This is a genomic window from Azospira sp., from assembly GCF_030247495.1.
GTDB classification, from domain to species: domain Bacteria; phylum Pseudomonadota; class Gammaproteobacteria; order Burkholderiales; family Rhodocyclaceae; genus Azospira; species Azospira oryzae.
This window is the reverse complement of sequence record NZ_JAOTRW010000002.1, coordinates 1-26709: the sequence shown is the minus strand read 5'-3', so window position 1 is coordinate 26709 and position 26709 is coordinate 1. Positions and strand designations below refer to the sequence as shown.

Sequence of the window (26709 nt, the reverse complement as noted above, 5' to 3'; positions counted from 1 at the left end):
CTTACAGCCCCTGCTCCGGCAGCAGATCGGGCCGCCGCCGCATGAGGCGCACGCAGGCGTTTACCACTTCGGCATCGTAAAGCTGGCCGGCGCCGCTTTCCAGTTCGGCCAGGGCCTGCTCCAGCCCCAGGGCGGGGCGGTAGGGACGGTGGGAACTCATGGCCTCCACCACATCGGCCACGGCCAGGATGCGGGCTTCCAGCAGGATGGCCTCACCCTTGAGGCCCTGGGGATAGCCGGAGCCGTTCAGGCGCTCGTGGTGCTGGCGCACCATCTCGGCGATGGGCCAGGGGAAATCCACATCCTTGAGCAGCTCGTAGCCGGCCTGGGAGTGGTTCTTGATGATCTCGAACTCGATGGGCTTGAGCTTGCCCGGCTTGCACAGGATTTCGCTGGGGATGCGGATGGAGCCGATGTCGTGGATCAGGGCGCCGAAACGCACCCCTTCCACCACCTCCCGCGCCAGCCCCATTTCCTTGGCGATGGCTGCCGCCAGGGCTGAAACCCGCTTCTGGTGGCCGTCGGTGTAGGGGTCCCTCATCTCGATGGCACGGGCCAAGGCCATCACCGTCTGCTGCAGGATGTCGGCAATACGGGTTTCCGCCGCCAGCAGGGCCTTCTGCTGGGTGCGCACCATGACTGCGTCGTGGATGGCGGTGAGCAGGGCATCCGGGTCGATGGGCTTGGTGACGTAGCGGTCCACCCCCAGGTCGATGGAGCGCAGCAGGTAATCCCGGTCGCTGTAGGCGGTGACCACGATGATGGGCACCGCATGGCCCGTGGCGCGAATCCTGGAGGCCATTTCCAGGCCATCCATTTCCGGCATCTTGATGTCGGTCACCACCACGTCGTACTCGCCCTTGAGGAAGGCTTCCAGGCCTTCCCTGCCATTGACGGCCACCTCCAGGGTGCCGACGCGGCGGCCGAGGAAGCGGGAGAGCAGTTCCCGCACCTCGTCTTCATCTTCCACGTAGAGCAGGCGCAGGCCTTGCAGGAAGTTCAGATCGAGGCCGGGCGGGGTATGGGAGTCCATGAGCGTATTCTAATTCTTTTTCGGCTGGCGCACCGGCACGGTCAGGGTGAAACAGGCGCCGTCAGCCAGGTTGGCGGCGCTGATGCTGCCGTTCATATTGTGTTCGATGATGGTCTTGGCCATGTACAGACCGATGCCGCTGCCCTTGTCCTTGGTGGTGAAGTAGGGGTCGAAGATTTTCGGCAGGATCTCCGGGGCGATGCCGCCGGCGTTGTCGCTGACCCGCAGGAGGATGGTTTCGCCCTGGCGCTGCAGTTCGATCTCGATGCGGCCGGCGGCGACCTTGCGCGCCAGGATTTCTTCCTTGGCATTGGCCAGGATGTTGAGCACCGCCTGGGCGAACTGGGAGGGGAAGCCTTCGGCCTCGACGCCGGGGTCCAGTTTTTCCACCAGTTCGATGCCGTGGCTCTTCAGGGTGCCCTGCATGATGAACACCGCCTCTTCCACGGCATGGCTGACGTCGAACTGGGTCATCTCCTTTTCCGGACGGAAGAAGTCGCGGAAATCGTCGATGGTGGTGGACATGCGCCCCAGCAGGCGCTGGGCGTCGGCCACCGAGCGGTCCATGACTTCCGGGGTGAGGGCCTGAAAGTCATAGTCGTCCTTGATGTTGCGCACCAGCAGGGAGAGGGCGTTGAGGGGCTGGCGCCACTGGTGGGCGATGTTGTGCACCATCTCGCCCATGGCCGCCAGGCGGGATTGCTGGATCAGCATGTGGTCCTTCTCCCGGTTCTTCGCCAGTTCCTCCTGCACCCGCTGTTCCAGGTGCTCGTTGAGCTGGCGCAGGCTCTGCTGGGTGGCCTGGACCTGGTCGCGCATGGCGGCGAAGGTATTGACCAGGGTGCCGATCTCGTCCTTGCCGCCGGGGGGCAGGTGGGCGTCGAAGCGGCCCTCGGCCAGTTCCCGGGCGGCAGTCATGAGGCGGTTGACCGGGCGCCGCACCGTGGCGTCGAGCACCACGCCCAGGGCCAGGAAGGCTCCCAGCAGCACCGAGGCGAGCAGGGCGAAGAGGGTCTTCTGGGACTGGGCCACGCTTTCCAGCAGGGCCCGGTGGCTGATCCGGATGCGCAGGCTGCCGACGCTGTCGTTGGCCAGGTTCAGCTGCTGGGTGTGCAGCTGCTCGTCGGGGCCGGCCGGCGGGACGGGAGTGCCGGCCAGGGGGTAGAGCTGGCGCCCTTCGTGGTCCTGCAGCACCACCTCGACCCATTCCGGGTTCTCCTGGCGCAGGGAATCCAGGGTGTCGTGGATGTCCCCCAGTTGCCGGGCCACCACCAGGGGCAGCAGGCTTTCCGTCAGGTTGTGCATTTCCCGCTCCTGCTGCCGCTCGAAGACGGCGATCTGGTAACGCACCGAGTCGGGCAGCCAGATGCCGTAGAGATAGGCGATGAAGGCGGTCCACACCAGGGCCAGGGGCAGCAGCAGCTTGAGGCGCAGGGTCATGGGTTCAGCGTTCCGGGACGAAGAAGTCTTCCAGGCCCAGGTCCTTCAGGGGCTGGTAGTCCTTCATGGCGGTGGGCACCATGCGGGCCAGGGGGATTTCCTGCAGCAGGGCCTTGCCCGCCGGGGTGGCGGCGAAGTCCAGGAGGGCGCTGCGCACCTGCTCGCGCACGGCCCCATCGACCCGGGGATGGGCGGCGATGGGGTGGGCGGCGAAGGCAGCGGTGCGGTACAGCACCCGCAGGCGTTCCTGCACTTCCGGTTTCTGTTCGTTGAGGGTCTTCTGCACGCCGCCGCCGGCGCTGGCCAGGCCCTGGGTCACCGAGAGATAGACGGCGGTGTGGGAATTGACGTAGCGGGGCGTGAAATTGACCTTGTACTTGCGCACCAGTTCGGCCCGGATGAGCAGGCTGGCGCCGATGGCGTTGGGGGCGGGGAAGGCGATTTCCTTGCCTTCCAGGTCGGCCGGGGTGCGGAAGGGGCTGTCCCTGGCCACCACCAGGATGCCGGTGACCGGCGTCTCGTCCCGCACCAGGGGAATGTAGCCGGCCGGGTTGGCCACCATCAGGTAGGGATTCATGTAGGCGAAATCGAAGGCGCCGGCATTGTACTGGCGCTCGAAGCTGGGGATGTCGGGCATGATGGCCAGGTCGAAGCGCAGCCCGGTGCGCTTTTCCAGCTCGATGAGGATGGGCTTCCAGATGGCGAAGAGCTGGCGCCGCTCGAACTGGGGCGTCACCCCCAGGGTGTAGACCCGCTCCGCCGGCTTGCCGGCGGTGGCCTTTGCGGTGGCGGGGGCGGCAGGGGCCGCGAGGGGGAGCATCAGCAGGCCTGCCCACAGCAGGCCGGACAGGCGCCGGAGCAGCGGTCCCATGGTGGTTCCTCCTCGGGTGATGAGTGCCGGAAGTCCCGTTGTCCGCTGCGCACGCTCTATCCGGAAGCTGCGGGGGCGGAGTGGCGTTGCCGTCCCCTGGGGGCGGCGGAGGGGCAAACGGGGGAGCGCCAGTATCCCCTATTAAGAGTAGGGTTTCAATGGCGAAGGGCGGCGGGCCAGGCTGGAGAAGGGCTCCGGGCGGTGGCCCGGGGCCGGGCGGCAGCCTTATTTGGCGGGCTGTTTGGCGGCCTTCTTGGCGCCGGGGTGGCTGTTGGGATGGCTGCTGGTATGGCGGTTGATGCAGTCCCGCAGCTCGGGGCCGAACTTGTCCTGGCAGGCCGCCTGGGCCTTCTGCATGGCTTCGCAGCGCTGGGGCTGGCGGCTCTTGCTGCAGTCGGCCTGGAGCGGGGCAGGGGCTGCCGCCGGGGCCTTGCCGGCCGGACTCCGCTCGGCCGGGGCCGACACGGCTGCCTGGGCGCAGAGGAAGGTCAGCAGGAGCAGGGCAGTGGCCGGGGCTTTCATGGTCGGTCCAATGTAAAAATGCGTATGGCCTGAGTATAGCGCCCTTGCCGCGCCCCCGGGCGGCGCGGGATTCGTTTATAGTGCGGATCAGTTCCGCCCCATGTTTCCGACATTTTCCGCCGCCATGCCAGCCTCCACTTCCGCCAGCACCACTTCCGCCAAAGCCACCGTCGCCGAGCATCGCCTGACCCTGGGGGAACTGGTCAAGCTGCTGGTGGAGGACGGCATGGTGGATGCAGTGGTGGCCGACGGCCTGGTCAAGGAGCGGCGCTATCACCGGGGCGACGTCCATCCCCTGGTGGTGATCGCCGACCAGAACTGGAAGTCCCTGGTCCCGCCCCACAAGCCCCTGATCCTGGAAACCCTGACCGAGTGGCTGGCGGCCAAGGTGGGCCTCGACTACCTGCACATCGACCCCCTCAAGATCGACTTCTCCGCCGTCACCGAGGTGGTCTCCAACACCTATGCCGGCCGCTTCAAGATCCTGCCCATCCAGGTGACCACGCGGGAGGTGATCATCGCCACCGCCGAGCCCTTCCTGCGGGAGTGGGAGAAGGAGCTCAAGCCCATCCTGCGCAAGGACATCCGCCGGGTGGTGGCCAATCCCCAGGACATCGCCCGCTATCTGGTGGAGTTCTACAACCTGGCCCGCTCGGTGAAGAAGGCGGCGGCCGGGGGCGGCGAGGTCAGCGGCCTCTCCTCCTTCGAGCAGCTGGTGGAGCTGGGCAAGACCAACCGCCAGTTCGACGCCAACGACCAGCACATCGTCCATATCGTGGACTGGCTGTGGCAGTACGCCTTCGAGCAGCGGGCCTCGGACATCCACATCGAGCCCCGGCGCGAGCTGGGCATCGTGCGCTTCCGCATCGACGGGGTGCTGCACCAGGTGTACCAGATCCCGATGGCGGTGATGGCCGCCATGACCAGCCGCATCAAGCTCCTCGGCCGCATGGACGTGATCGAGAAGCGGCGCCCCCAGGACGGCCGCATCAAGACCCGCACCGCCGGCGGCCAGGAGGTGGAGCTGCGCCTGTCCACCCTGCCCACCGCCTTCGGCGAGAAGCTGGTGATGCGCATCTTCGACCCGGAGGTGCTGGTGCGGGACTTCGCCGAACTGGGCTTTGGCGAGGAGGACAAGAGCCGCTGGCAGTTCATGACCAGCCAGCCCAACGGCATCATCCTGGTGACCGGCCCCACCGGCTCGGGCAAGACCACCACCCTGTATTCCACCCTGAAGCAGCTGGCGACGCCGGAAGTGAACGTGTGCACCATCGAGGACCCCATCGAAATGGTGGAGCAGTCCTTCAACCAGATGCAGGTCTCCCAGAACATCGACCTGGGCTTTGCCGACGGGGTGCGCGCCCTCATGCGCCAGGACCCGGACATCATCATGATCGGCGAAATCCGCGACGGGGAAACCGCCGACATGGCCATCCAGGCGGCCCTCACCGGCCACCTGGTGCTGTCCACCCTGCACACCAACGACGCACCTTCCGCCATTTCCCGCCTGCTGGACCTGGGCATGGCGCCCTATCTGATCAACGCCACCATGCTCGGGGTCATGGCCCAGCGCCTGGTGCGCACCCTCTGCCCCCACTGCAAGAAGCCGGTGGACCTGCGGCGGGAGGACGAGGAAATCTGGGACAGCCTGGTGGCGCCCTGGAAATCCAAGCGTCCGGCCCAGATCTACCAGCCCGTGGGCTGCCTGGAGTGCCGCATGACCGGCTACATGGGCCGCATGGGCCTGTACGAGCTGCTGCTGATGTCCCCCGAAGTGAAAAAGCTGGTGACCACCACCACCGACGTGGCCAAGGTGCGGGAGCAGGCCTACCGGGAAGGCATGAAGCCCCTGCGCATTTCCGGCGCCATGAAGGTGGCCGCCGGCCTCACCACCCTGGAAGAGGTGATCAAGGTGGCGCCCCCGGCCAGCCAGGGCTGAGGCTCCGCGCGGTTCTCCGGCCCAGCTGCGGTCGGCGGCATCCATTCATCTCCGTGGCCGGGGCGTCCAGCTTCCGCCGCCTGCCCCATCCCGTCCCATTCCCGTGCCATTTCCGGCGCCCCCCCTTTTCCGCGAAAGACGCCCATGCTGCCTGAGGTTCTCCACCCCTATCCCGACGCCGAGGCGGCCGGGAAAATTCTCGCCGACACCCGGCGCTGGCTGGAGCGGGCCGTCATCGGCCTCAACCTGTGCCCCTTCGCCAAGTCGGTGCATGTGAAAAAGCAGATCCGCTACGCCCTCAGCGCCGCCGCCACGCCGGACGAGCTGCTGGCAGAACTGGAGCGGGAGTTCACCCTGCTGAGCGAGACCGACCCGGCCCTGCTCGACACCACCCTGCTGATCCATCCGGACGTGCTCACCGACTTTCTCGACTACCACTTCTTCCTGCAGGAGGTGGAGGCCCTCATCCGCAACCTGGGCTACGAGGGCGTGTACCAGGTGGCCAGCCTGCATCCGGATTACGAGTTCGCCGGCAGCGAGGCGGACGACATCGACAACGTCACCAACCGTTCCCCCTATCCGACCCTGCACCTGCTGCGGGAGGCCAGCATCGACCGGGCCGTGGCCGCTTTCCCCGATCCGGAGAGCATCTACGAACGCAACATCGCCACCGTGCGCCGTCTCGGTCACGAGGGCTGGCGCAAGCTGTTGCAGGAGGAGCCGGGCCAGGAGTAAGCAAGGGCGGCCATGCTGGCCGTGCCATGGCCGAACGCCGCGCCCCCTGGGCGTGAGCGGCATGGCCCCATGAAAAAAGGCCCGGGAGCTGCCTCCCGGGCCTTTGTCTTTGCCGGTGCCGGCCGCCTACAACTGCTCCAGGCTGTCCCGGCCCAGCAGCTTCCACAGGGAGGGGGCCTGGCCGGGGCGCAGGCGCACCAGATAGACCTCGTCGTTGCCCTGGCGGATGCGGGCCACCGCCTCGGCCACCGGCAGCTGCAGCAGGTGGGCCAGGATCAGGGGCGTGACGCCGCCGTGGCTGACCACCAGCACCTGGCCCCGGGGCTGCTCGCGGCGGATGCGTTCCACCGCCTGGGCCACGCGCCGGGCCTGGCTGGCGAGGGATTCGCCGCCGTCCAGGCTGTCCTCCAGCTTGCCGCTGCGGGCCTTGAACTCGGCCAGCAGGGCGGCTTCCTGCCCTTCCCGGCCGTCCTCGGCCATGCCCTCGAACTTGCCGAAGCTGCGTTCGGCCAGCTCCGGCAGGGCCTGCACGGTCATTCCGGGACGGGCCAGGGCGGCGCTTTCCCGGGCCCGGGCCAGGCTGCTGCTATAGACCGCGGCGAAGTTTTCGCCGGCCAGTTTTTCCCCCAGCTGCCGGGCCTGGCTGCGGCCCGTGTCGTTGAGGGGATTGTCGGTGCTGCCCTGCAGGCGCTTCTCCAGGTTCCAGGCGGTCTGGCCGTGGCGGGCCAGGTACAGCTCCAGCACCGCCTCCTCGGCCCGGGCCGGCAGGCTGGCGGCCAGGCCCAGGCAGAGGGCGAGGAGGGCGGCGAAGTGTTGGCGTTTGCCCATGGCGTCTCTCCTTAGCGGGCCTGCAGCAGTTCGGGCACCCGCAGCAGGATGAACTCGTTGTCGTCCTGCAGGTTGGGCTGTCGGGCGGCGGAATAGGGCAGGTTGTTGTCGTTGGCGACGACGATGTGCTCCCCGTCCACCACGTCCACATCCTCGATGGTGACGAAGGGGAAGGTGAATTTGCCGTCCTTGCCGCCGCGCCGGGCCAGGTGCTTCGGATCGTCGATGTCCAGCAGGTCGATGTGGCCGATCTTGCGCACGAAGCCGTCGCTGTCCGCCTCCTTCAGGCTGATCTTGTAGATGCGCTTGAATCTGGCCGGCACGTTCTGGCAGTCCGGGCGGGCTGGGCCGTTGCAGGCGTGCTCCGGCAGGCCCTCGCCGTTGTCCCGCTCGATGATGAGACCGGTGTCGGCGTCGATCATGTTGAAGTCGCCGATGTTGTTGCCGTTCTGCTCCAGTCGGTACTTCCAGGAGCGGCCCGTCCATTCACCCCGGGCCACGCTGAACTCCAGGATGCGCAGGTATTCCCGGCCGTCCTGCTGTTCCCATTTTTTCTCTTCGGCATTCCACAGGGGCCCTTCCAGCAGGGGGTAGAGGAACTGGCCGTCCCTGGAGGCGGCCATGCCCTCGTAGCCCCGGGAGCGGCGGGCCACGGTGGTGAAGCTGCCGCTGGTGGCCGGGGTGGTGATGCTGAAATGGTCCGGGGACTTGAGCACCTTGCCGTCCACCTTGGTCTCGAACACGGCCAGCACCTTGCCCTGGCGGTCGGTCTTGAGCAGGTAGGGGCCCAGTTCGTCGCCGAACCACACCGCATCGCCCAGGGGCTGGATGGATTCGATGTCGAAGTCGGCCCCGGTCAGGTAGCGTTGGCGGGTGCCTTCGTTGACGATGAGGAAGGGCACCTTCTGGTCCGGGTCGTGCAGGGCGGCGCTCTTCACCAGTTTGACGCCGCCCTGGCGCCAGTCCGGCTGCAGCAGGTGGAACATCAGGAGGGCGTCGGCGCTGTTGTTGCGGGCGCCGTAGCCGTTGTCCTGCAGCACCCAGTAGCGGCCCTGGCCGGCATGCTTGATGCCGGAGAAGCCCTGCACCGGCTGGCCCTTGAAGGGCAGGGAGACGCCGGTGGGACGGGGCGCGTTCTTGTCCGAGAGATAGGAGGTGCCGGGAAGGGATGCGGGCGTGTCCACGCGCCGGGATTCGGGCCCGGTGTACTTGCCGGAGACGGCCAGGCTGGCCGGGGCATCCTTGGGCGGGGCGATGAAGGTGCGGGCCGGCAGCACGGCATGGCCCGCCAGGGTGGCGGGGAAAGCCTGGTCGGCCAGGGCGGGAACCTGGGCCAGGGCGGCGGCAAAGGCCAGGGCGAGGGGCGTCTTGGGGCTCATGCTTCTTCCATGGGTGGGGATGAAGCAGCCAAGCCTAGGAGACGCCTGTTGCAGGATGGTGACAGAAGCCGGCGTCCCGGCCGGGGCGGTGCCCTCAGCCGCTGCGGGAGAGCTGCTTCATGGCCTCGCCCAGGCCGGCCAGGGTCAGGGGATACATGCGCCGGCCCAGCAGGTCCTGCAGCAGCTGGATGGACTGGGTGTGCTCCCAGCGCCGCTGGGGTTCCGGGTTGAGCCAGACGGCGTGGGGAAAGGCCTCGGTGAGGCGGCGGATCCAGGCGGCCCCCGGCTCCGGGTTGGAGTGCTCGACGCTGCCCTGGGGGTAGAGGATTTCGTAGGGGCTCATGGTGGCGTCGCCGACGAAGATCAGCTTGTAGTCGCTGCCGTACTTGTGCAGCACGTCGCTGGTGGCGACGCGCTGGTCGAAGCGGCGCCGGTTGTCCTGCCACAGGTTTTCATAGACGCAGTTGTGGAAGTAGAAGTGCTCCAGGTGCTTGAACTCGCTGCGGCAGGCGGAGAACAGCTCCTCGCAGACCTGGATGTGGTCGTCCATGGAGCCGCCCACGTCGAGGAAGAGCAGCACCTTGACCGCGTTGTGCCGTTCCGGGCGCAGCTGCAGGTCCAGGGTGCCGGCGTTGCGGGCGGTGCCGGCGATGGTGCCTTCCAGGTCCAGCTCCTCGGCGGCGCCGCTGCGGGCGAAGCGGCGCAGGCGCTTCAGGGCCACCTTGATGTTGCGGGTGCCCAGTTCCACCGAGTCGTCCAGGTTGCGGAATTCCCGCTTCTCCCACACCTTCACCGCGGTGCGGTTGCCGCCGCTCTCGCCGCCGATGCGGATGCCTTCCGGATGGTAGCCGCCGTGGCCGAAGGGGGAACTGCCGCCGGTGCCGATCCACTTGCTGCCGCCGGCATGGCGCTCCTTCTGCTCCGCCAGCCGTTCCCGGAACTGCTGCATCAGCCGCTCCCAGCCCAGGGCCTCCAGCTTCTGCCGGTCCGCCGCGCTGAGATGGCGCCGGGCGGCCAGTTGCAGCCATTCCTCGGGCACGGCGCCGGCGTCGAAGCCGGGCAGGGTTTCCACTTCCCGGAAGTAGGTGGCGAAGGCCTGGTCGAAGCGGTCGTAGAGGCTTTCGTCCTTGATCAGGCAGGCCCGGGCCAGGATGTAGAAGTCGTCCAGGCTGGGGCCCACCACCCGGGCCTGCAGGGCCCCCAGGAGGGTGAGGAATTCGGTGGTGGAGACGGGCAGGCGGGCGTCCCGCAGGTGCAGGAGGAATCCGGCGAGCATGGCCTATTCCTCCACCGCGCCGGCCACTTCGACCCGGTTGCGGCCGCCGGCCTTGGCCCGGTAGAGGGCGGCATCGGCCGCATCCACCAGGGCGTCGGCGCTCTTGCCGTGGCCCGGGTAGCAGGCGACGCCGACGGAGAGGGTGGCCTGCAGGGCCAGGCTGCCGAAGTTCACCGTCAGCCCGGCGAAGCCGGCACGCCACTCCTCGGCACGCTGGCGGGCCGTCTCCAGGTCCACCCCGGGCAGCACCAGCAGGAACTCCTCGCCGCCGTAGCGGCAGGGTACGTCGCCGCTGCGGGCCCGGGCCTGGAGGAAGTGGCCGAGCTGGCGCAGCATCTCGTCGCCGGCCCGGTGGCCGTAGGTGTCGTTGAGCTGCTTGAAGTGGTCGATGTCGAGCAGGGCCACGGCCAGGGGATAGCCTTCCCGCTGGGCCCGGGCCACTTCCCGCTCCAGGGTCTCGTCCAGGTAGCGGCGGTTGTAGAGGCCGGTGAGGGCGTCCCGGGTGGCCTGCTCCTGCAGCCGTGCCTGCAGCAGGTTGATTTCCTGGAGGCGGTAGGCCAGCTCGCCGTTGAGGGCCTGCAGGGCCTCTTCCGCCGCCTTGCGTTCGTTGATGTTGTTGAAGGAGACGAAGGCCAGGGGTTCCTGTTCCTCCAGCAGGATGCGGGCCGAGAGGAGGGCCCAGAAGGGCTGGCCGGCCGCATCCCGCAGACGCACCTCCATGTCGGTCACCACCTGCTTCTGCCGCAGTTCCTCGATCAGCCGCTGGCGCTGGCCCATATCCACCCAGTAGTCCGGGGCATGGCGCCCCACGGCATCCTCCTGGGGCACCTGGAAGCAGGTGGCGGCCCGCTGGTTGATGTAGGTCACCAGGCTGTCCCGGAGGCGGGTGATGACCACCGGGAAAGGGGCGGTTTCCAGCAGGGTGCGGTAGCGCTGCTCGCTGTCCTGCAGGGCGGCGCGGACCCGCTCCCGCTCGGTGACGTCGGCGGCCAGGGCGATGACGCTGGGCGGCCCGCCGGCCTCGTCGCGGAGGATGGCGTTACTCCATTCGCAGAGGATGGCGCGGCCGTCCCGGGTCAGGTTGCGGTTGAGGGAATACTGGATTTCCGGCCCGCGGAAAATGCTGTCCACGATGCCCTGCACCTGCTGCCGGGCCTCTTCGGGCACCATGTGCTCGAAGAAGCTGCGGCCCAGCATTTCCTCCCGGCGCCAGCCGAAGATTTCCTCGGCCCGGTGGTTCCATTCCAGGACCCTCGCTTCCTGGTCGTAGACGATGGCCGCCAGGGGCGCCGTCTCGAAGATGCGGGCCAGGTGTTCCCGCCTCGCCCGCAGGTTGCGTTCGCTGCTGTCCCGCTGGTGCATCTGTCCCTGCAGACGCCCGTAGAGCCGATGGATGTAGAGGGCGATGAGCAGGGCCAGGGCGGCTAGCGCCAGGACAACCCAGACCCACGGTGGCAGAGGCTGGGGTGTGGCGGGGTGGAACAGCAGGGTTTCCACCGCATAGTCCCGGGGCATCATGCCCAGTTCCGCATAGGTGTCGCCGATGTGGCGCCAGCGGGCCGGGCTCATGTGGCCCAGTTCCACCAGGTCCGGTTCGATCAGGGGACGCATGCGTTCCGCCTCGAAGAGGAGGTGTTCCCGGCTGTGGCGGGTGGAGTAGTGCTGCAGAATCTCCCGGGCGGCGGCGTCCGGATCGGCCAGGGCCGCGGCCCAGCCCTGCAGGCTGGCGCGGCGGAAGGCCTCCACCTGCTGCGGATGGGCGACGGCGTGGGCTTCGGCGGTGAACAGGGTGTCGCCGTAGAAGTCGATGTTGGCGGCCCGGGGCGAGAAGGAAAGGTAGGGGAAGCCGGCCTTTTCCAGTTCGTAGGTCTCGTCCGTGAGATAGCCGGAAATGGCATCCACCTTGCCCGCCATGAGGTCGGCGGCGGAGAAGGAGTGGGGGACGCGCTGCAGGCGTTCCTCCTTGACCTGTTCCCGGCGCAGGAAGGCGAACAGCTCGGCCTCCGTCGGCAGCAGCATGAGGCGCCGCCCTTCCAGGTCGGCCGGGCGGCGGATGGGGCCGCCGGCCCGGGCCAGCAGCACCAGGGGCGAGTGCTGGAAGACGGCGGCCAGGGCCACCACCGGCTTGCCACGGCTGCGTTCCAGCAGCAGTTCGGAGGCGCCGATGCCGTACTGGGCCCGGCCGGCCAGCACCTCGGCCACCGGGTCGGTATCGGCCCGGCCTTCGACGATGCGCACCTCCAGGCCCGCCTCCCGGTAATAGCCCCTGGCCTGGGCCATGTAATAGCCGGCGAACTGGAACTGGTGCTGCCATTTGAGCTGCAGGGTGACCGTTTCCAGGGCGCCGGCCGCACCTGCCGCCAGCAGCAGGCACAGGGCCGCCAGCAGATGGCGCAGCAGGCGGCGGCGGGCGGCTCCGGGGGGCATGGTCAGCGTCCCTGTCGGGCGAGGAAGACGAGCTTTTCGAAGAGATGCACGTCCTGCTCGTTCTTCAGCAGGGCGCCGTGCAGGGGCGGAATGCTGGTGCGGGCATCCTTGCTGCGCAGGGCTTCGGCCGGAATGTCCTCGGCCAGCAGCAGCTTGAGCCAGTCCAGCAGTTCCGAGGTGGAGGGCTTCTTCTTCAGCCCGGCCATCTCGCGCAGGCCGAAGAACACCTCCAGGGCCTCCTGCAGCAGTTCCCGCTTCAGTTCCGGGTAGTGCACGGCAACGATCTTCTCCATGGTCTCCCGGTCGGGGAAACGGATGTAGTGGAAGAAACAGCGGCGCAGGAAGGCGTCGGGCAGTTCCTTTTCGTTGTTGGAAGTGATGAAGATGAGGGGCCGGTGCCGGGCCCGCACGGTCTGGCGGGTTTCGTAGACGTGGAACTCCATGCGGTCCAGTTCCCGCAGCAGGTCGTTGGGGAATTCGATGTCGGCCTTGTCGATCTCGTCGATCAGCACCACCGCCGGGGTCTCGCTCTCGAAGGCCTGCCACAGCACGCCCTTGACGATGTAGTTGGCGATGTCGGAAACCTTGGGGTCCCCCAGTTGGCCGTCCCGCAGGCGGGACACCGCATCGTATTCGTAGAGGCCCTGCTGGGCCTTGGTGGTGGATTTGATGTGCCACTGGAACAGGGGTAGGCCCAGGGCCGTGGCCACTTCCTCCGCCAGCAGGGTCTTGCCGGTGCCCGGTTCGCCCTTGATCAGCAGGGGGCGTTGCAGGGTCACGGCGGCGTTCACCGCCAGGGTCAGTTCCCGGGGGGCGACGTAACGCTCGGAACCGTCGAAACGTGGGGTCATGGGGATGCTCCGGTGGGGTTGGGGCGCGATGGCGGCAAGGCGGCGTCCTGCCGTTTTTCTCATCATTGTAACGACAGCGCTAAATGACCTTTTGTTGATTTGTACCGCTTGCCATTTCTGCCGTTTTGCTATGATCAAAAACGATATTACAAAAGTTATGCCATTCCAAGAATGGCGTCTTTCCTTAGTCTCCTGGCATAGCCCCTTTTTCGCGGCAGCAACGATGAAAATCAATCTTCCGGTTACAAATCAAGAGATTCCCTTTCCCCCGAATCAGTATCTGGTCTCCAAAACCGATCTCAAGGGCATCATCACCCATGCCAACGATGCCTTTGTCGAAATCAGCGGTTTCTCCCGCGACGAGCTGATCGGGGCCAGCCACAATCTGGTGCGCCATCCGGACATGCCGCCCCAGGCCTTTGCCGACCTGTGGCGCACGGTGAAGTCGGGCAATCCCTGGCGCGGTCTGGTGAAGAACCGCAGCAAGGACGGCGGCTTCTACTGGGTCGAGGCCTTCGTCGTGCCGGTGGTGAAAAACGGCCATACCGAAGGCTACATGTCGGTGCGCACGCCGCCGGCCCGGGACAAGGTGCAGGCGGCCGAGGCCCTCTACCAGCGCCTGCGGGAGAACAAGAACGCCTCCCTGCCCCAGTCCGCTGCCGGCTTCTGGTCCCGCCTCTCGGTGAAGGGGCGCCTTGGGGCCATGATGGCGGCCTTCGTCGCCATCACTGCGGTGGTGACCGGCATCGGCCTCTCCGGCCTGCAGGAAGGCAACGCCAGCCTGCAGGAGCAGTACCAGCGCAAGCTGGAGCCGACTACGGTGGTGAACGAGGTGCTGGCCCTGCTGGGGGAAAACCGCTCCCAGATCATGCTGGCCCTGCAGCACGATCCCAAGAGCGAACTGGCAAAGCTGCACGACGACGGCCTGGAAGTGCATCTGGAAAAGACCCTGGCCAACCGCCAGCAGATCAACGCCCAGCTCGAAGCCCTGCAGAAGCTGCCCCTGTCGGAGAAGGAACGGCAGCTGGTGGAGCAGCTGGGGGAGGCGCGCAAGAAATTCTCCGCCGAAGGCGTCAATGCGGCCCGGGAGGCCCTCAAGGAAGAGAATTTCCATCAGGCCTCGGTGCTGCTGCTGACCAAGATCAACCCCATCTACGGCCAGGTGCAGCAGGCCGGCAAGGCCCTGGTGGATGAGCTGAAGGCCTCGGCCCGGGCCGATTTCGAGCGGGCCCAGGCACGTTACGAGAACATCCTGTGGGCCATGGCCCTGGCCACCCTGGCGGCTCTGGCCCTGGCGGTGGTGGGTGGCTGGCTGCTGGTGCGGGCCATCGTCAATCCCATGCGCCAGGCCATCGACACCTTCAAGCTCATCGCCGAGGGCGACCTCACCAGCGACATCGACATCAGCCGGCGCGACGAGGCCGGCCAGCTGCTGTGCCAGCTGGCCACCATGCAGGCCACCCTGAAGGCCATGCTGGACCAGATCCAGGAAGCCTCCCACCAGATGGACCAGCGCTGTAGCCAGCTGGAATCCGAGGTGGCCCTGGTGGCGGCCAAGTCCCAGCAGCAGCTGGACGACGTGCAGAGCGTCGCCGCCGCCACGGAGGAATTCTCCCAGTCGGTGCAGGAAGTGGCCGGCCACGCCGGGGAGACTGCCAGCGCGGCCCAGAACTCGGAACGGCTGGTGGAGGAAAGCAACACCCAGATCGGCCGCAGCATGGCCGTCACCAACCGGGTGGTGGAAGCGGTGACCGGCTCTTCGGCCACCCTGCACGAACTGAACACGGCCATCGACCAGATTGGCCAGATCACCCAGGTGATCAAGGAGATCGCCGACCAGACCAACCTGTTGGCCTTGAATGCCGCCATCGAGGCGGCCCGGGCCGGCGAGGCGGGTCGGGGCTTTGCCGTGGTGGCCGACGAGGTGCGCAAGCTGGCCGAGCGCACCACCACCAGCACCGCCGACATCACCGGCAACATCGGCGCCATCCAGGGCGCCACCCATGAGGCGGTGAGCCGCATGGAGCAGGCGGTGCGGGAGGTGGAGGAGGGCATCGGCATGATGCGGGAGAGCGTGGCCGGGCTGGAGGGCATTACCGCCGCTTCCCAGCAGGTCAGCGCCATGGCCCGGCAGATTTCAGAAGCCTCCCAGCAGCAGAGCATCGCCAGCCAGGAGGTGAACGGCAGCATGGAACACATTTCCGTGCTCATCGAGCAGAACACCGCCACCGCCCAGGAGGCCCAGCGGGCCACCGAGGCCCTGGTGTCCACGGCCGAGGGCCTGCGCGCCATCCTGGCCAGCTTCCGCCTGTACCGCTGATCCGGCCGGCGCCGGCAGCGGCAAAAACAAAAGGGGCGCCCGCGGGCGCCCCTTGTCATTGGTGCCGGGCCGGCATCAGGTGGTGAAGCGGCCCACCATGGTGTTCAGTTCCCGGGCGATGTTGTCCAGGGCCTCGGCGGTCTCGGCGGTGTTGCGCATGGCGGCGGAGGTTTCTTCCACCATCTGGGCGATCTGCTCCACCCGCTGGGCGATGCTGGTGCTGGCGGTGCTCTGTTCCCGGGTGGCTTCGGCCACTTCCTGGATGCGGTGCAGGGTGGTTTCCGAACCCTCGCGGATCTGCCGCAGGGCGTCGGCGGCGGATTCGGCCAGGGTAACGCCTTCTTCCACCTGGGGCAGGGCCGCATCCATGACCTGCACCGTCTCGTCGGTTTCGGTCTGGATGCTGACGATCATGTCCTCGATTTCCACCGTGGCGGAGGCGGTGCGTTCGGCCAGCTTGCGCACCTCGTCGGCCACCACGGCGAAGCCCCGGCCCTGTTCTCCGGCCCGGGCCGCCTCGATGGCGGCATTGAGGGCCAGCAGGTTGGTCTGGGCGGCGATTTCCTTGATGACGCCGGCGATGCCGGAGATTTCCTTGATGCGGCCTTCCAGGTGGCGGATCTTTTCCGAGGCGCCGGTGACCGAGCCGGCCAGGTTCTTGATGGCGCTGGAGGCGGTGGTGACCCGGGTTTCGCCGTCGGCCGCCAGACTGGCGGAATTGTGGGAGTCGGCCTCCGTATCCCGGGAACTGTCGGAAATGTGGTTGATGCTCACCGTCAGTTCCTCGATGGCGGCGGCCATGGAGGAGGTGGCGTCGGCCTGGTGCTGGGAGGCGGTGGAAACTTCCTGGGAGGCGGTGTTGATGCGCTCGGCGTTGTTGGAGAGGGCGGTGGCGCTGTTGCCGATTTCCCGGATCACCTGGCGCAGTTCGCTCACCATCTGGCCGAAGGAGGCGAGCATGGAGCCCTTGGGTGCATTGCCCACCTCCACCGCCAGGTTGCCGGCGGCGGCCTGGCTCATCAGTTTGATGACGTCGGCGGGTTCGCCCCCCACCTGCTGGCGGATGCTGCCGCCCACCAGGAAGGTGGCCACCGCCACGGCGATGAGGATGATGGCGGCGATGAAGGTGTCGGAAAGGGCCCGCTCCCGCACTTCCGTGGCCACATCGTCCATGTAGATGCCGCTGCCGATGACCCATTCCCAGGGGGCGAACAGCTTCAGGTACTGTAGCTTCTCCACCGCCTTGTCCGCCGGCTGGCCCGGGCGCGGGAACAGGGTTTCGACGAAGGCGCCCTCGGGCGCGGCCTTGGAGGCGGCCAGGATGTTTTTCAGGGTATAGCGGCCGAGCACGTCCTTCACCTCTTCCACCTTGCTGATGCCTTCCCATTCCGGCTTGGTGGTGTGCATGACGGTGACGCCGTCGCTCCTGTAGACGTAGAAGTATTCGGACTTGCCGTCGGCGCCGCCGTAGCGGCCGTGGCGCATGGCTTCCCGGGCCGCCTTCTGGGCCTCTTCCCGGCTCATCTTGCCGGCGGCTTCGAGAGCCTGGTAGTTGGCGGCGATGCTGTAGGCCGATTCGACGGCGGCCTTGACCACCGCCTTGCGGCCGTCGGTCAGGTCCCGTTTCACTCCCCAGGCGCTGAGGCCGGTGAGCAGGACCATGCCGATGACGGACATGACCAGCAGCAAGACGAGCTTGGTCTTGAGCGAGAGTTTCGCAAACATGGATTTCCCCCAGGGTGTAGGTTTTTTTGTCTATTACTTTTGGCTAATGTGGCTAAATACTGCACCTGTCCGTAGGGGAATGACAAGTGCCCGCCAAAGTCCGCGACAGGCGCGGAATTCCAGGGGGTGGGGGTGGCTTCTGTCAGCCAGGCGTCAGGTTCAGCCGCGGCCGGCGCGCTTGACGGCTTCCAGATAGGCTTCCGGGTCCAGCTGGTTGCCGGCCTGCTGGGCACGCCAGACGGCTTCGCCCAGGCATTCGAGCAGCTGGTGCTTGGCGGCGTGGGGATCGTCCAGGCGCCGGGCCAGGGCGTGGAAGGCTTCCCGGATGCCCCGGGGATGGTCGATGGAAATCTGCTCCTCCACCGCCAGATGCAAGGAGAGGTGCAGGAAGGGATTCATCTGCCCTTCCTCCGGCGTCCATTCCTGGCTCAGGGCCCGTTCCACGTCGGCCAGCAGGGCGTGGTATTCGGGATGCAGGCGGATCAGGTCCACGGCGATGGTTTCGGCGCCCACCAGGGGCAGGCCTTGCCGGTCCTTTTGCCAGGCGTCGCAGAAGAAGCGGCGCACCTGGTCGCGGCTGGGATTGAACATGGCTTAAATCTCGGAAAAGAGGGCGGTGACGACGCTGTTGTGCAGCAGCCGTCCGCCGTTGCTGGGGGCGATCTGGCCGCTGCCGTAGAGGCCCAGCAGGGGCACGCCGGGGAAGCGTTCGGTGAAGACCAGCAGGTCCCGGTCCTCGCCGCCGTAGAAATAGGGGCCGCGGCCGATGCAGGAGAACATCAGGCCCAGGCTGGGCTGGGGCAGCTCATCGCCCAGGGCCACCAGGGTGTCGCGCATTTCCTGTTCCGCCGCCAGGGGCTGGCGCACCGCCCAGGCCAGGGACTGGCCCGGCACCAGCTTGTCGGCCAGGGTGACGATGCCTTCCGGGCCGGTATCGATCACCGGCAGCAGGCGGCAGTAGGTGCCCTCGGGATGGTCCAGGGCATGGCCCGGTTCCGCCACCACGGCGGTAACGTGGTGCAGCAGGCGCCGCTCCCGTTGTTCCAGGGGCAGGGCCCGCAGCAGGGAATCCAGGGCCGTCTGCTGGCCCAGGGTATGCAGGTCGTGTCCCCGCACCTCCACCACCGGCGCCGGTTCGGTGAGCAGGCGCAGGCCGCAGGAGAGGGCCACGCTGGCCTGGCTGCCGGCGATGGCCAGGGACAGGCGGTGGTCGGCGCAGGGGCGGCCCTGCTGCCACAGCGGCCCGGGTTCGCTGGCCAGGGCGTCCAGGTGCAGGGCGCCGAAGCGCTGGCTGCCCGGGGTCGCCCATTCCGGCGGCAGGGTGGAGGCGGAGGCGAGGGAGAGCAGGGGCGCGGCGCCGGGACGGCCCGGCACCAGGGACAGGGGGCCGGCGAAAACCATGGCGGCGGCGGCGGGCCGGTCCAGCACCCAGCCTTCTTCGGTGAACAGGCCGGCGGCCACGCTGCCGGCCACCTGGGTGCAGGCGGCGGCACGGCTGGCGGCGAGCAGGGCCGGTTGCACCTGGCGGGAGAAGTCCTGGGTCAGGTAGAGCAGCACGCTGTTGGCGTGGCTGGCGCCGGCGGCAAGGAGCTTGTCCAGGGCCTGGCGCACCGCGTCCTCCGCCAGGCGGGGCAGGGGATCGTTGCCGGAAACCAGGGCGGTGGCGACAGTCATGGCAGTGCCTCGGGACGGGCTACAGGTGGGCGGGTTCGGAACAGGTCTTGCCCGGATATTCGCACAGATCGGCGATGACGCAGCGTTCGCATTCGGGCTTGCGCGCCTTGCACACGTAGCGGCCGTGCAGGATCAGCCAGTGGTGGGCGTCCAGCCGGTATTCCGGCGGCGTGGTCTTGAGCAGCTTTTCCTCCACCGCCAGCACCGTCTTGCCCGGGGCCAGGCGGGTGCGGTTGCAGATGCGGAAGATGTGGGTGTCCACGGCGATGGTGGGTTCGCCGAAGGCGGTGTTGAGCACCACGTTGGCGGTCTTGCGGCCGACGCCGGGCAGGGCCTCCAGGGCCTCCCTGTCCCGCGGCACCTGGCCGCCATGCTGTTCCAGCAGGATGCGGCAGGTGGCGATGGTGTTCTTGGCCTTGGTGCGGAAGAGGCCGATGGTCTTGATGTAGTCCATCAGCCCTTCCTCCCCCAGGGCCAGCATGGCGGCCGGCGTCGGGGCAGCGGGGAAGAGCTTGCGCGTGGCCTTGTTCACGCCCACGTCGGTGGCCTGGGCCGAGAGCAGCACGGCGATCAGCAGCTGGAACGGGGTCTCGTATTCCAGCTCGGTGCGGGGGGCCGGGTTGGCGGCTTGGAGCCGGGCGAAAATCTGGGCCCGCTTGGCGGCATTCATGGTCTTGGGCTTGGCTGGAGGTTTGTTTTGGCCACAGAGGACATCCCCCAAGGGGACTTCCTTCACCCCCTTTGGGGGTTCGGGGCGCAGAGATGACTGAGTAAGTGTTGCTCCGGCATTGGGGCCGGTGGCAGGGGGTATTTTACATCTGGCCTGAGAGGCAGTAAGGGCGGGAGTCTCGGTCATGCCTTACCGGAGAGTGGCGTCCCTATTGCCTTTCCGGCATGGCATGTATTTCTCTGTGTCCTCTGTGCCCTCTGTGGCAAGGGGTTTTCAATGGCAGCCGGCTTCGGCCACCGGCGCCGGCGGAGTCTTCTGCTGGCGGGCGGCGGCCCGGGCTTCGATCCAGTTCTTCCAGGCGATCAGGCAGCCCAGCAGGATGAAGGCGCCGGGGGGCAGGATGGCCAGCAGCAGGCCCGGATAGTCCTTGGGCAGCAGCTGCAGGGGCTGCAGGCCGGGGAAGACCATGTCGATGCCGGAGAACAGGGTGCCGGCGCCGATCAGCTCCCGCAGGCCGCCCAGCAGGCCCAGGGTCCACAGCATGCCGACGCCCATGAAGACGCCGTCGGCGGTGGCCTGCAGGGGCGGGTTCTTGGCGGCGTAGGCTTCCACCCGGGCCAGCACGATGCAGTTGGTGACGATGAGGGGAATGAAAATGCCCAGCACCAGGTACAGCTCGTGCAGGTTGGCGTTGAAGAGCAGGTCCACCACCGTCACCAGGGCGGCGACGACCAGGATGAAGACCGGGATGCGGATTTCGTGGGGGATGAAATTGCGCAGGCTGGCGATGGCCACGCCGGAGAGGGCCATGACGATGATGGTGGCCAGGGACAGCATGACGCCGTTCACCAGGTTGGTGGTCACGGCCAGCAGGGGGCACAGGCCCAGGATCTGCACCAGGCTGGTGTTCTGCTTCCAGATGCCGTTGCCGGCGATCTGCTTGAATTCCTCGCGGGTGATCATGGTCGGCCTCGCTTATTTCCGGTCAGCTGCGTTCTTGTCGGCCGCGGCGAACAGTTCGTCCCGGTGGGCGTCCACGTAGGCGACGGCTTTCTTCACCGCCTTGACCACGGCCCGGGGCGTCACGGTGGCGCCGGCGTTGGAATCGAAATGGCCGCCGTCCTTCTTCACCTTCCACTCCTTTTCCGCCAGGGTGGCGAGGGAGAGGCCGTTGAACTGGGTGATCCAGGGCCGTTCCTTGTTCCTGTCCTTCTTCGGCTCCACGTAGTCGCCCAGGCCCGGGGTTTCCTTGTGCTGGGTGACGCGCACGCCGGCCACCCGGCCGTCGGCCTGCACCGCCAGGATCAGGCGGATCTTGCCGGCATAGCCGTCCGGCGCCATGGCTTCCAGCACCAGGGCCGCCGGGGCGCCGCCCATGCGGGCGCGGAAGACGGTGGAAGGCTCTTCCAGCCCCAGTTCCGGGGTGGGGGCCAGGGCCAGGGTGTCGTGCAGCAGGTCGTTGTCGTAGCTGGCGGTGGGCAGCACTTCGTTCACCAGCTTCATCTTCTCTTCCGTGGCCGAGGCCTGGATGGCCGGCAGGGTCCACTGGTAGGCGCCCGCCAGGAGGCCGGTGAAGACGATGACGAAGACGAACAGGATGACGGCGGTGCGCGCCGCCATGGTGCCGGCCGTGGGTTCCTTTACCGTCACCATGTCATTGGTCCTTCATGCCGAAGACCTTCGGCTGGGTGTACATGTCGATCAGGGGCACGCAGATGTTCATGATCAGCACGGCGAAGGCGATGCCGTCCGGATAGCCGCCGAAGACGCGGATGATGTAGGCCAGCAGGCCGACGCCGGCGGCGAAGATGAGCTTGCCCCGGGGCGTGGTGGCGCCGGACACCGGGTCGGTGGCGATGAAGAAGGCCCCCAGCATGGCGCCGCCCCCCAGCAGGTGGAAGACGGGATTGGCAAAGCCGGCGGGCTGCCACAGCCACAGCAGGCCGGCGAGGAGGCCCATGGCGCCGAGGAAGGCGGTGGGGATGTGCCAGGTGATGACCTTGCGCCAGACCAGGAAGAGGCCGCCGGCCAGATAGCAGAGGGCGATCACCGCCTGGGCGTTGCCGGCCAGGAAGGGCAGGGGCCCGCTATGGCCCTCGTCGGCGCGCAGGGCGGTCTTCAACGCATCCAGCGGGGTGGCGCTGGTCATGCCGTCCAGGCGCGGTGCCAGGCCGAAGATCCAGTCCAGCTGCTGGGCCGGCGCCAGGTGGGAGCCGGGGCCGGGCCACTGGGACATGAGGGCCGGGAAGGAGACGATGCACACGGCGAAGGCGATCATGGCCGGGTTGAAGGGGTTCTGCCCGAGGCCGCCGTAGAGGTGCTTGGCGACGACGATGGCGAACAGCACGCCGACCACGGTGAGCCACCAGGGCGCCACCGGCGGGAAGGTGAGGGCCACCAGCCAGGCCGTGACCACGGCCGAGCCGTCGCCGAGGAAGAGGGCCAGGGGCTTGTCCCGCAGGCGCAGCATGGCGGCCTCGGCGGCCAGGGCGGTGAGGGTGGCGATGGCGATCTGGGCCAGGATGCCCGGGCCGATGAGCAGGGCGTAGGCGACAATGCCCGGCACCAGGGCCAGCAGCACCTGGGTCATGACCCGGCGCACCGAGGTGTCCTTGAGCAGGTAGGGGGAGGTGGAGAATTCCATGACCGGGGCGTCAGTTCTTGGGGGTTTGGCCGTCATCCGCCGGAGCGGCCGGGGCGGCCTCGGCGGGATGGGCTTCGGGGTGGGCCAGTTCGGTCTTGGCGATGTCCCGCAGGCGGGCGCGGCGGGCCTCGATGTCGGCCACTTCCTGCTGCTGGGCGGGGGCCAGGTCGTCCGTATTCTGGGGCTGGGCCTGGGCGCGCTGGGCCTTGGCCCGTTCCATGGCGGCGGCGATGGCGGCCTTCTTGGCGGCAGCGGCGGCCTCTTCCGGACTCTGGGCGGCCGGCGCCGCAGCGGCTTCGGCCGGGGCGCCGCCTTCGGCAGCAGCGGCAGCGGCGGCTTCGGCGGCCTTCTTGGCGGCCTGGGCAGCGGCGGCCTTGGCCAGCTTCTCGGCCTTTTCCTGCTTTTCCCGCTCGTCCCGGAGCTGCTTGAATTCGAAACGGGTCTTGGCGCCGTCGGCCGCCTTCTTGTCCCGTTCCCGGGCCCAGATCTCGCTCTTGGCGAAACGGAAGTACTGCACCAGGGGAATGCGGGAAGGGCAGACGAAGGAGCAGCAGCCGCACTCGATGCAGTCGAAGATGTTGTATTCCTGGGTCTTGCCGAAATTCTTGGCGCGGGCGAACCAGTACATCTCGAAGGGCTGCAGTTCGTGGGGGCAGACCTGGGCGCAGGAGCCGCAGCGGATGCAGGGCATCTCCGGCGCCTTGGGCGGGAACAGGGCCGGCGAATGGGCGATCAGGCAGTTGGTGGCCTTGACCACCGGCGCCTTGGCCTCGGGCACCAGGAAGCCCATCATGGGGCCGCCCATGATGATGCCGTCGGTGTCCGCCTTGGGGCCGGCGATGGCCAGCAGTTCGTCCATGGGGGTGCCGATCAGCACCTCGTAGTTGCGCGGCTCGGCCACGTTGCCGGTGAGGGTCACCAGGCGGGAGATGACCGGCTCGCCGTGGCCCAGGGCGCGCCAGGCAGTGTAGGCGGTGGCCACGTTGAAGCACTGCACGCCCATGTCGGTGGAGCGCTTGTTGGCGGGCACTTCCTTGCCGGTGAGGACGCGGATCAGCTGCTTGGCGCCGCCGGCCGGGTACAGGGTGGGCACGCTGACGACCTGGAAGTCCTCGCCCGCGGCCTGTACGGCCTGGGCCATGGCGGCGGCGGCTTCCGGCTTATTGTCCTCGATGCCGATGAGGACCTTCTTCGGCTGCAGCAGGTCGCGGAAGATGGCGATGCCCTTGACCACCTCGGTCGCCCGTTCCCGCATCAGCAGGTCGTCGCAGGTGATGTAGGGCTCGCATTCGGCGCCGTTGATCACCAGCTCTTCCATGGGCACGCTGCGGGACGCCTGGGTTTTGGCGTGGGAGGGGAACACGGCCCCGCCCAGACCCACCACGCCCATGTCACGCAGCAGTTCGCGCACCTGTTCCGGGGTCAGGGTTTTGTAGTCGACGCTCTGCCGCTCGATCCAGCGGTCCTCGCCGTCCGGCTCGATGACGACGCAGTCGGTGAGCAGGCCGGAGGGGTGGGCGGCGGCGTACATGCCCACTTCCCGCACGGTGCCGGAGGTGGGGGCGTGCACGGCGGCGGAGATCCAGCCGTCGGCCTCGCCGATCATCTGGCCCTTCAGCACCCTGTCGCCCACCTGCACCAGGGGCCGGGGCGTGCCGCCGATGCTCTGGTGCAGGGGCACGGCCACCACGGAGGGCAGGGGCGCCTTGGCGATGGGCAGGGTGACGGACTGGGCCTTGTTGGTGGCCGGCTTGACGCCTCCCTTGAACTTGAACAGCTGCATCAGGCCCATGGCTTAGGCGACCCTCTTCAATTCAACGACCGGGTATTTCCACTTCCACGTATCCACCGTTTCCTGGATCGGCTCCATGGTGATGCATTCCACCGGGCAGGGCGGCAGGCACAGCTCGCAGCCGGTGCACAGGGATTCGACGATGGTGTGCATCTGCTTGGCGGCGCCGACGATGGCATCCACCGGGCAGGCCTGGATGCACAGGGTGCAGCCGATGCAGGTGTTCTCGTCGATGAGGGCCACCTGGGGCGGCTTCTCCACCCCGTCCAGGGGCTTGGCTTCCCGGCCCAGCAGGTCGGCCAGCTTGCCCACCCCCTCGGCACCGCCGGGGGGGCACAGGTTGATGTCGGCCTCGCCCTTGGCGATGGCTTCGGCGTAGGGCTTGCAGCCCGGGTAGCCGCACTGGCCGCACTGGGTCTGGGGCAGGATGGCCTCGATCTTGTCCACCAGGGGATCGCCGTCCACCTTGAACTTGACCGAGGCAAAGCCCAGGGCGGCGCCCAGGACGACGGCCCCCAGGGCCATGATGGCGATGGCGATGAGCATTATTGGTACTTGTCCAGGCCGGAGAAGCCCATGAAGGCCAGGCTCATGAGGCCGGCGGTGACCATGGCGATGGCCACGCCGCGGAAGTGAACCGGCACGTCAGCCCCCTCGATGCGCTCCCGGATGCCGGCGAAGAGCACCAGCACCAGGGAGAAGCCGACGGCGGAGCCCATGCCGAAGAGCAGGGACTCGACGAAATCGTAGTGGTTGGCCACGTTGAGCAGGGGCACGCCGAGCACTGCGCAGTTGGTGGTGATGAGGGGCAGGTAGATGCCCAGCACCTGGTGCAGCACCGGGCTGGTCTTCTGGATCACCATTTCGGTCAGCTGCACGATGGCGGCGATGGTGACGATGAAGGAGAGGGTGCGCAGGTACTCCAGACCGAAAGGCATCAGGAGGTAATGGTCGATGATGTAGCTGGCCCCGGTGGCCACGGTCAGCACGAAAGTGGTGGCGGCCCCCATGCCGAAGGCGGTTTCCAGTTTCTTGGAAACGCCCATGAAGGGGCAGAGGCCGAGGATTTTCACCAGCACCACGTTGTTCACCAACACGGCGCCGATGACGATGAAGAGATAGTGGCTGATCATGGTCGGATTTTCAGGGGCGGTGCATTATCCCGCCGAACAACGTAAGGGGCAACCTTGGCGGCCCTGGGGGCATTGCCCGCCGGGCCGCCCCGGAGGGCTCAGCGGCCCATCCGGCAGAGGGTTTCCGCTGCCTCCCGGACCAGGTCCGGCCCCCGGTAGATGAAGCCGGAATAGATCTGCACCAGCTTGGCGCCGGCCTCGATCTTTTCCGCCGCATCGGCACCGGAAAGGATGCCGCCGACGCCGATGATGGGCACCTCGCCCTGGAGGGCGGTGGCCAGCTTGCGGATCACCTGGGTGGACAGGTCCCGCACCGGGGCGCCGGAGAGGCCGCCGGCCTCGTTGCCGTAGCGGCAGCCTTCGACGCCGTTGCGGGAAAGGGTGGTGTTGGTGGCAATGACCCCGTCCATGCGGTGCTGGCGCAGCAGGTCGGCGATGGCCTGGATCTGGGCGTCGTCCAGGTCCGGGGCGATCTTCAGGGCCAGGGGGGTGTGCTTGCCGTGCTTTTCCGCCAGGCGGGCCTGGGCCGCCTTCAGCTGGCGCAGCAGGTCGTCCAGGGCGTCATCCCGCTGCAGGTCGCGCAGGTTCTTGGTGTTGGGGCTGGAGATATTGACCGTGACGTAGCTGGCGGCGGCATACACCTTCTCCAGGCAGATCAGGTAGTCGTCGGCGGCCTTCTCGATGGGGGTGTCGAAGTTCTTGCCGATGTTGATGCCGAGGATGCCGCCGCACTTGGGGAACTGGGCCAGGGCCACGTTCTGCAGCAGGTGGTCCACCCCCTCGTTGTTGAAGCCCATGCGGTTGATGATGGCCTGCTTCTCCTCGATGCGGAACAGGCGGGGCTTGGGGTTGCCCGGCTGGGGCCGGGGCGTGACGGTACCCACTTCGAGGAAGCCGAAACCCATGGCGGCCATGCCGTCGATGCATTCGCCGTTCTTGTCCAGGCCGGCGGCCAGGCCCACCGGGTTGGGGAAGCGGAGGCCCATGACCTCCACCGGGCATTCCGGCGCCTTCTTGCCCATGAGGCAGGACAGACCGGCAGCGTGGAGGGCGGCCAGGCCGTTGAGGCCGATGCCGTGGGCCTTCTCCGCATCCAGGGAGAAGAAGATTTTGCGGGCGAGTGAATAGAGCATGGGCGCGATTTTACCGCAATGCACCATGGACCGGTCTTGCGGCATATGACTAAAGGTAAGGGTGCAGTTTTACCACACCCCGAGAAGCATTCCTATCTGCGAGATTGAATTGCGTATCGTGAAACGCCATTTGCCCGGCATGGTGTGGGTGGCGCCGCCCCGCTGACTTGGCATGGCCTCCAGGGCGGAGAGGGCGGAGAGGGCGGAGAGGGCGGAGAGGGCGGAGAGGGCGGAGAGGGCGGAGAGGGCGGAGAGGGCGGAGAGGGCGGAGAGGGCGGAGAGGGCGGAGAGGGCGGAGAGGGCGGAGAGGGCGGAGA

At 67.6% G+C, this 26709-nt stretch carries 24 protein-coding genes; 3 read left to right on the top strand and 21 right to left on the bottom strand.

Annotated elements, in window-relative coordinates; translation table 11 throughout:
• Position 1: 1 nt before the first annotated feature.
• The 4 genes from OEL49_RS00125 to OEL49_RS00110 all read right to left on the bottom strand — a co-directional run bounded on the left by OEL49_RS00125 (position 2) and on the right by OEL49_RS00110 (position 3866).
• Complete coding sequence (locus tag OEL49_RS00125; RefSeq protein WP_130458733.1) at positions 2 to 1033, bottom strand: HD-GYP domain-containing protein; 1032 nt, start codon at positions 1031 to 1033, stop codon at positions 2 to 4.
• 9 nt (positions 1034 to 1042) lie between these two features.
• Positions 1043 to 2473, bottom strand: coding sequence for a sensor histidine kinase (locus tag OEL49_RS00120; protein WP_287873702.1), 1431 nt, complete (start codon positions 2471 to 2473; stop codon positions 1043 to 1045).
• Between the two features lie 4 nt (positions 2474 to 2477).
• Complete coding sequence (locus OEL49_RS00115; protein ID WP_287873701.1) at positions 2478 to 3344, bottom strand: phosphate/phosphite/phosphonate ABC transporter substrate-binding protein; 867 nt, start codon at positions 3342 to 3344, stop codon at positions 2478 to 2480.
• A gap of 225 nt (positions 3345 to 3569) precedes the next feature.
• Positions 3570 to 3866 carry a hypothetical protein gene (locus tag OEL49_RS00110; RefSeq protein ID WP_287873700.1) on the bottom strand — a complete coding sequence of 99 codons (297 nt, stop codon included), beginning with the start codon at positions 3864 to 3866 and terminating at the stop codon, positions 3570 to 3572.
• 100 nt (positions 3867 to 3966) lie between these two features.
• On the opposite strand from OEL49_RS00110, the gene OEL49_RS00105 reads away from it, so the two are divergent.
• Both OEL49_RS00105 and OEL49_RS00100 read left to right on the top strand, forming a co-directional pair.
• Positions 3967 to 5805: a GspE/PulE family protein gene (locus OEL49_RS00105; protein WP_287873699.1), complete on the top strand. Its 1839-nt coding sequence runs from the start codon at positions 3967 to 3969 to the stop codon at positions 5803 to 5805.
• Between the two features lie 144 nt (positions 5806 to 5949).
• Positions 5950 to 6540 (top strand): DUF1415 domain-containing protein, encoded by a 591-nt coding sequence (locus OEL49_RS00100; RefSeq protein WP_152088973.1) that lies wholly within the window; start codon positions 5950 to 5952, stop codon positions 6538 to 6540.
• 126 nt (positions 6541 to 6666) lie between these two features.
• On the opposite strand, the gene OEL49_RS00095 is transcribed toward OEL49_RS00100, so the two are convergent.
• The 5 genes from OEL49_RS00095 to OEL49_RS00075 all read right to left on the bottom strand — a co-directional run bounded on the left by OEL49_RS00095 (position 6667) and on the right by OEL49_RS00075 (position 13301).
• Entirely contained in the window at positions 6667 to 7368 is a 702-nt protein-coding gene (locus tag OEL49_RS00095) for a histidine phosphatase family protein (protein ID WP_287873698.1), read from the bottom strand.
• A gap of 11 nt (positions 7369 to 7379) precedes the next feature.
• Positions 7380 to 8747: an esterase-like activity of phytase family protein gene (locus OEL49_RS00090; protein ID WP_287873697.1), complete on the bottom strand. Its 1368-nt coding sequence runs from the start codon at positions 8745 to 8747 to the stop codon at positions 7380 to 7382.
• 94 nt (positions 8748 to 8841) lie between these two features.
• A complete protein-coding gene (locus tag OEL49_RS00085; RefSeq protein WP_287873696.1) occupies positions 8842 to 10023 on the bottom strand; it encodes a vWA domain-containing protein in 1182 nt (393 codons plus the stop codon).
• Between the two features lie 3 nt (positions 10024 to 10026).
• The gene (locus OEL49_RS00080) at positions 10027 to 12450 is read right to left on the bottom strand and encodes a diguanylate cyclase (protein ID WP_287873695.1); all 2424 of its coding nucleotides are present in this window, start codon (positions 12448 to 12450) and stop codon (positions 10027 to 10029) included.
• Between the two features lie 2 nt (positions 12451 to 12452).
• Positions 12453 to 13301, bottom strand: coding sequence for an AAA family ATPase (locus OEL49_RS00075; protein ID WP_287873694.1), 849 nt, complete (start codon positions 13299 to 13301; stop codon positions 12453 to 12455).
• Between the two features lie 223 nt (positions 13302 to 13524).
• On the opposite strand from OEL49_RS00075, the gene OEL49_RS00070 reads away from it, so the two are divergent.
• Positions 13525 to 15621 carry a methyl-accepting chemotaxis protein gene (locus OEL49_RS00070; RefSeq protein WP_287873693.1) on the top strand — a complete coding sequence of 699 codons (2097 nt, stop codon included), beginning with the start codon at positions 13525 to 13527 and terminating at the stop codon, positions 15619 to 15621.
• A 75-nt stretch (positions 15622 to 15696) separates the two neighbouring features.
• Here the strand turns inward: OEL49_RS00070 and OEL49_RS00065 are convergent, their stop codons facing one another.
• The 12 genes from OEL49_RS00065 to OEL49_RS00010 all read right to left on the bottom strand — a co-directional run.
• The gene (locus tag OEL49_RS00065) at positions 15697 to 17346 is read right to left on the bottom strand and encodes a methyl-accepting chemotaxis protein (RefSeq protein ID WP_130458722.1); all 1650 of its coding nucleotides are present in this window, start codon (positions 17344 to 17346) and stop codon (positions 15697 to 15699) included.
• Positions 17347 to 17505: 159 nt separating this feature from the next.
• The gene (locus tag OEL49_RS00060) at positions 17506 to 17937 is read right to left on the bottom strand and encodes a DUF1841 family protein (RefSeq protein WP_287873692.1); all 432 of its coding nucleotides are present in this window, start codon (positions 17935 to 17937) and stop codon (positions 17506 to 17508) included.
• A 3-nt stretch (positions 17938 to 17940) separates the two neighbouring features.
• Positions 17941 to 19020: an FIST C-terminal domain-containing protein gene (locus tag OEL49_RS00055; protein WP_287873691.1), complete on the bottom strand. Its 1080-nt coding sequence runs from the start codon at positions 19018 to 19020 to the stop codon at positions 17941 to 17943.
• 19 nt (positions 19021 to 19039) lie between these two features.
• Entirely contained in the window at positions 19040 to 19690 is a 651-nt protein-coding gene (nth, locus tag OEL49_RS00050) for an endonuclease III (protein WP_152088982.1), read from the bottom strand.
• A 273-nt stretch (positions 19691 to 19963) separates the two neighbouring features.
• On the bottom strand, positions 19964 to 20653 hold the full coding sequence (locus OEL49_RS00045) for an electron transport complex subunit E (RefSeq protein WP_130458718.1): 690 nt from the start codon (positions 20651 to 20653) through the stop codon (positions 19964 to 19966).
• A gap of 12 nt (positions 20654 to 20665) precedes the next feature.
• The gene (gene rsxG, locus OEL49_RS00040; RefSeq protein ID WP_287873689.1) at positions 20666 to 21343 is read right to left on the bottom strand and encodes an electron transport complex subunit RsxG; all 678 of its coding nucleotides are present in this window, start codon (positions 21341 to 21343) and stop codon (positions 20666 to 20668) included.
• Between the two features lies 1 nt (position 21344).
• Positions 21345 to 22334, bottom strand: coding sequence for an RnfABCDGE type electron transport complex subunit D (locus OEL49_RS00035; protein WP_014237998.1), 990 nt, complete (start codon positions 22332 to 22334; stop codon positions 21345 to 21347).
• Between the two features lie 10 nt (positions 22335 to 22344).
• Positions 22345 to 24126, bottom strand: coding sequence for an electron transport complex subunit RsxC (gene rsxC, locus OEL49_RS00030; protein ID WP_287873687.1), 1782 nt, complete (start codon positions 24124 to 24126; stop codon positions 22345 to 22347).
• A 3-nt stretch (positions 24127 to 24129) separates the two neighbouring features.
• Positions 24130 to 24672, bottom strand: a complete 543-nt coding sequence (rsxB, locus tag OEL49_RS00025; RefSeq protein WP_014237996.1) for an electron transport complex subunit RsxB — start codon at positions 24670 to 24672, stop codon at positions 24130 to 24132.
• On the bottom strand, positions 24672 to 25256 hold the full coding sequence (gene rsxA, locus OEL49_RS00020; protein WP_130459282.1) for an electron transport complex subunit RsxA: 585 nt from the start codon (positions 25254 to 25256) through the stop codon (positions 24672 to 24674). Before rsxA ends, rsxB begins: the two co-directional genes overlap by 1 nt.
• Before the next feature lie 101 nt (positions 25257 to 25357).
• Positions 25358 to 26392 carry a quinone-dependent dihydroorotate dehydrogenase gene (locus tag OEL49_RS00015; RefSeq protein WP_043798339.1) on the bottom strand — a complete coding sequence of 345 codons (1035 nt, stop codon included), beginning with the start codon at positions 26390 to 26392 and terminating at the stop codon, positions 25358 to 25360.
• A 69-nt stretch (positions 26393 to 26461) separates the two neighbouring features.
• The coding region (locus OEL49_RS00010) for a hypothetical protein (protein WP_287873679.1) at positions 26462 to 26709 on the bottom strand (248 nt) is incomplete at its 5' end.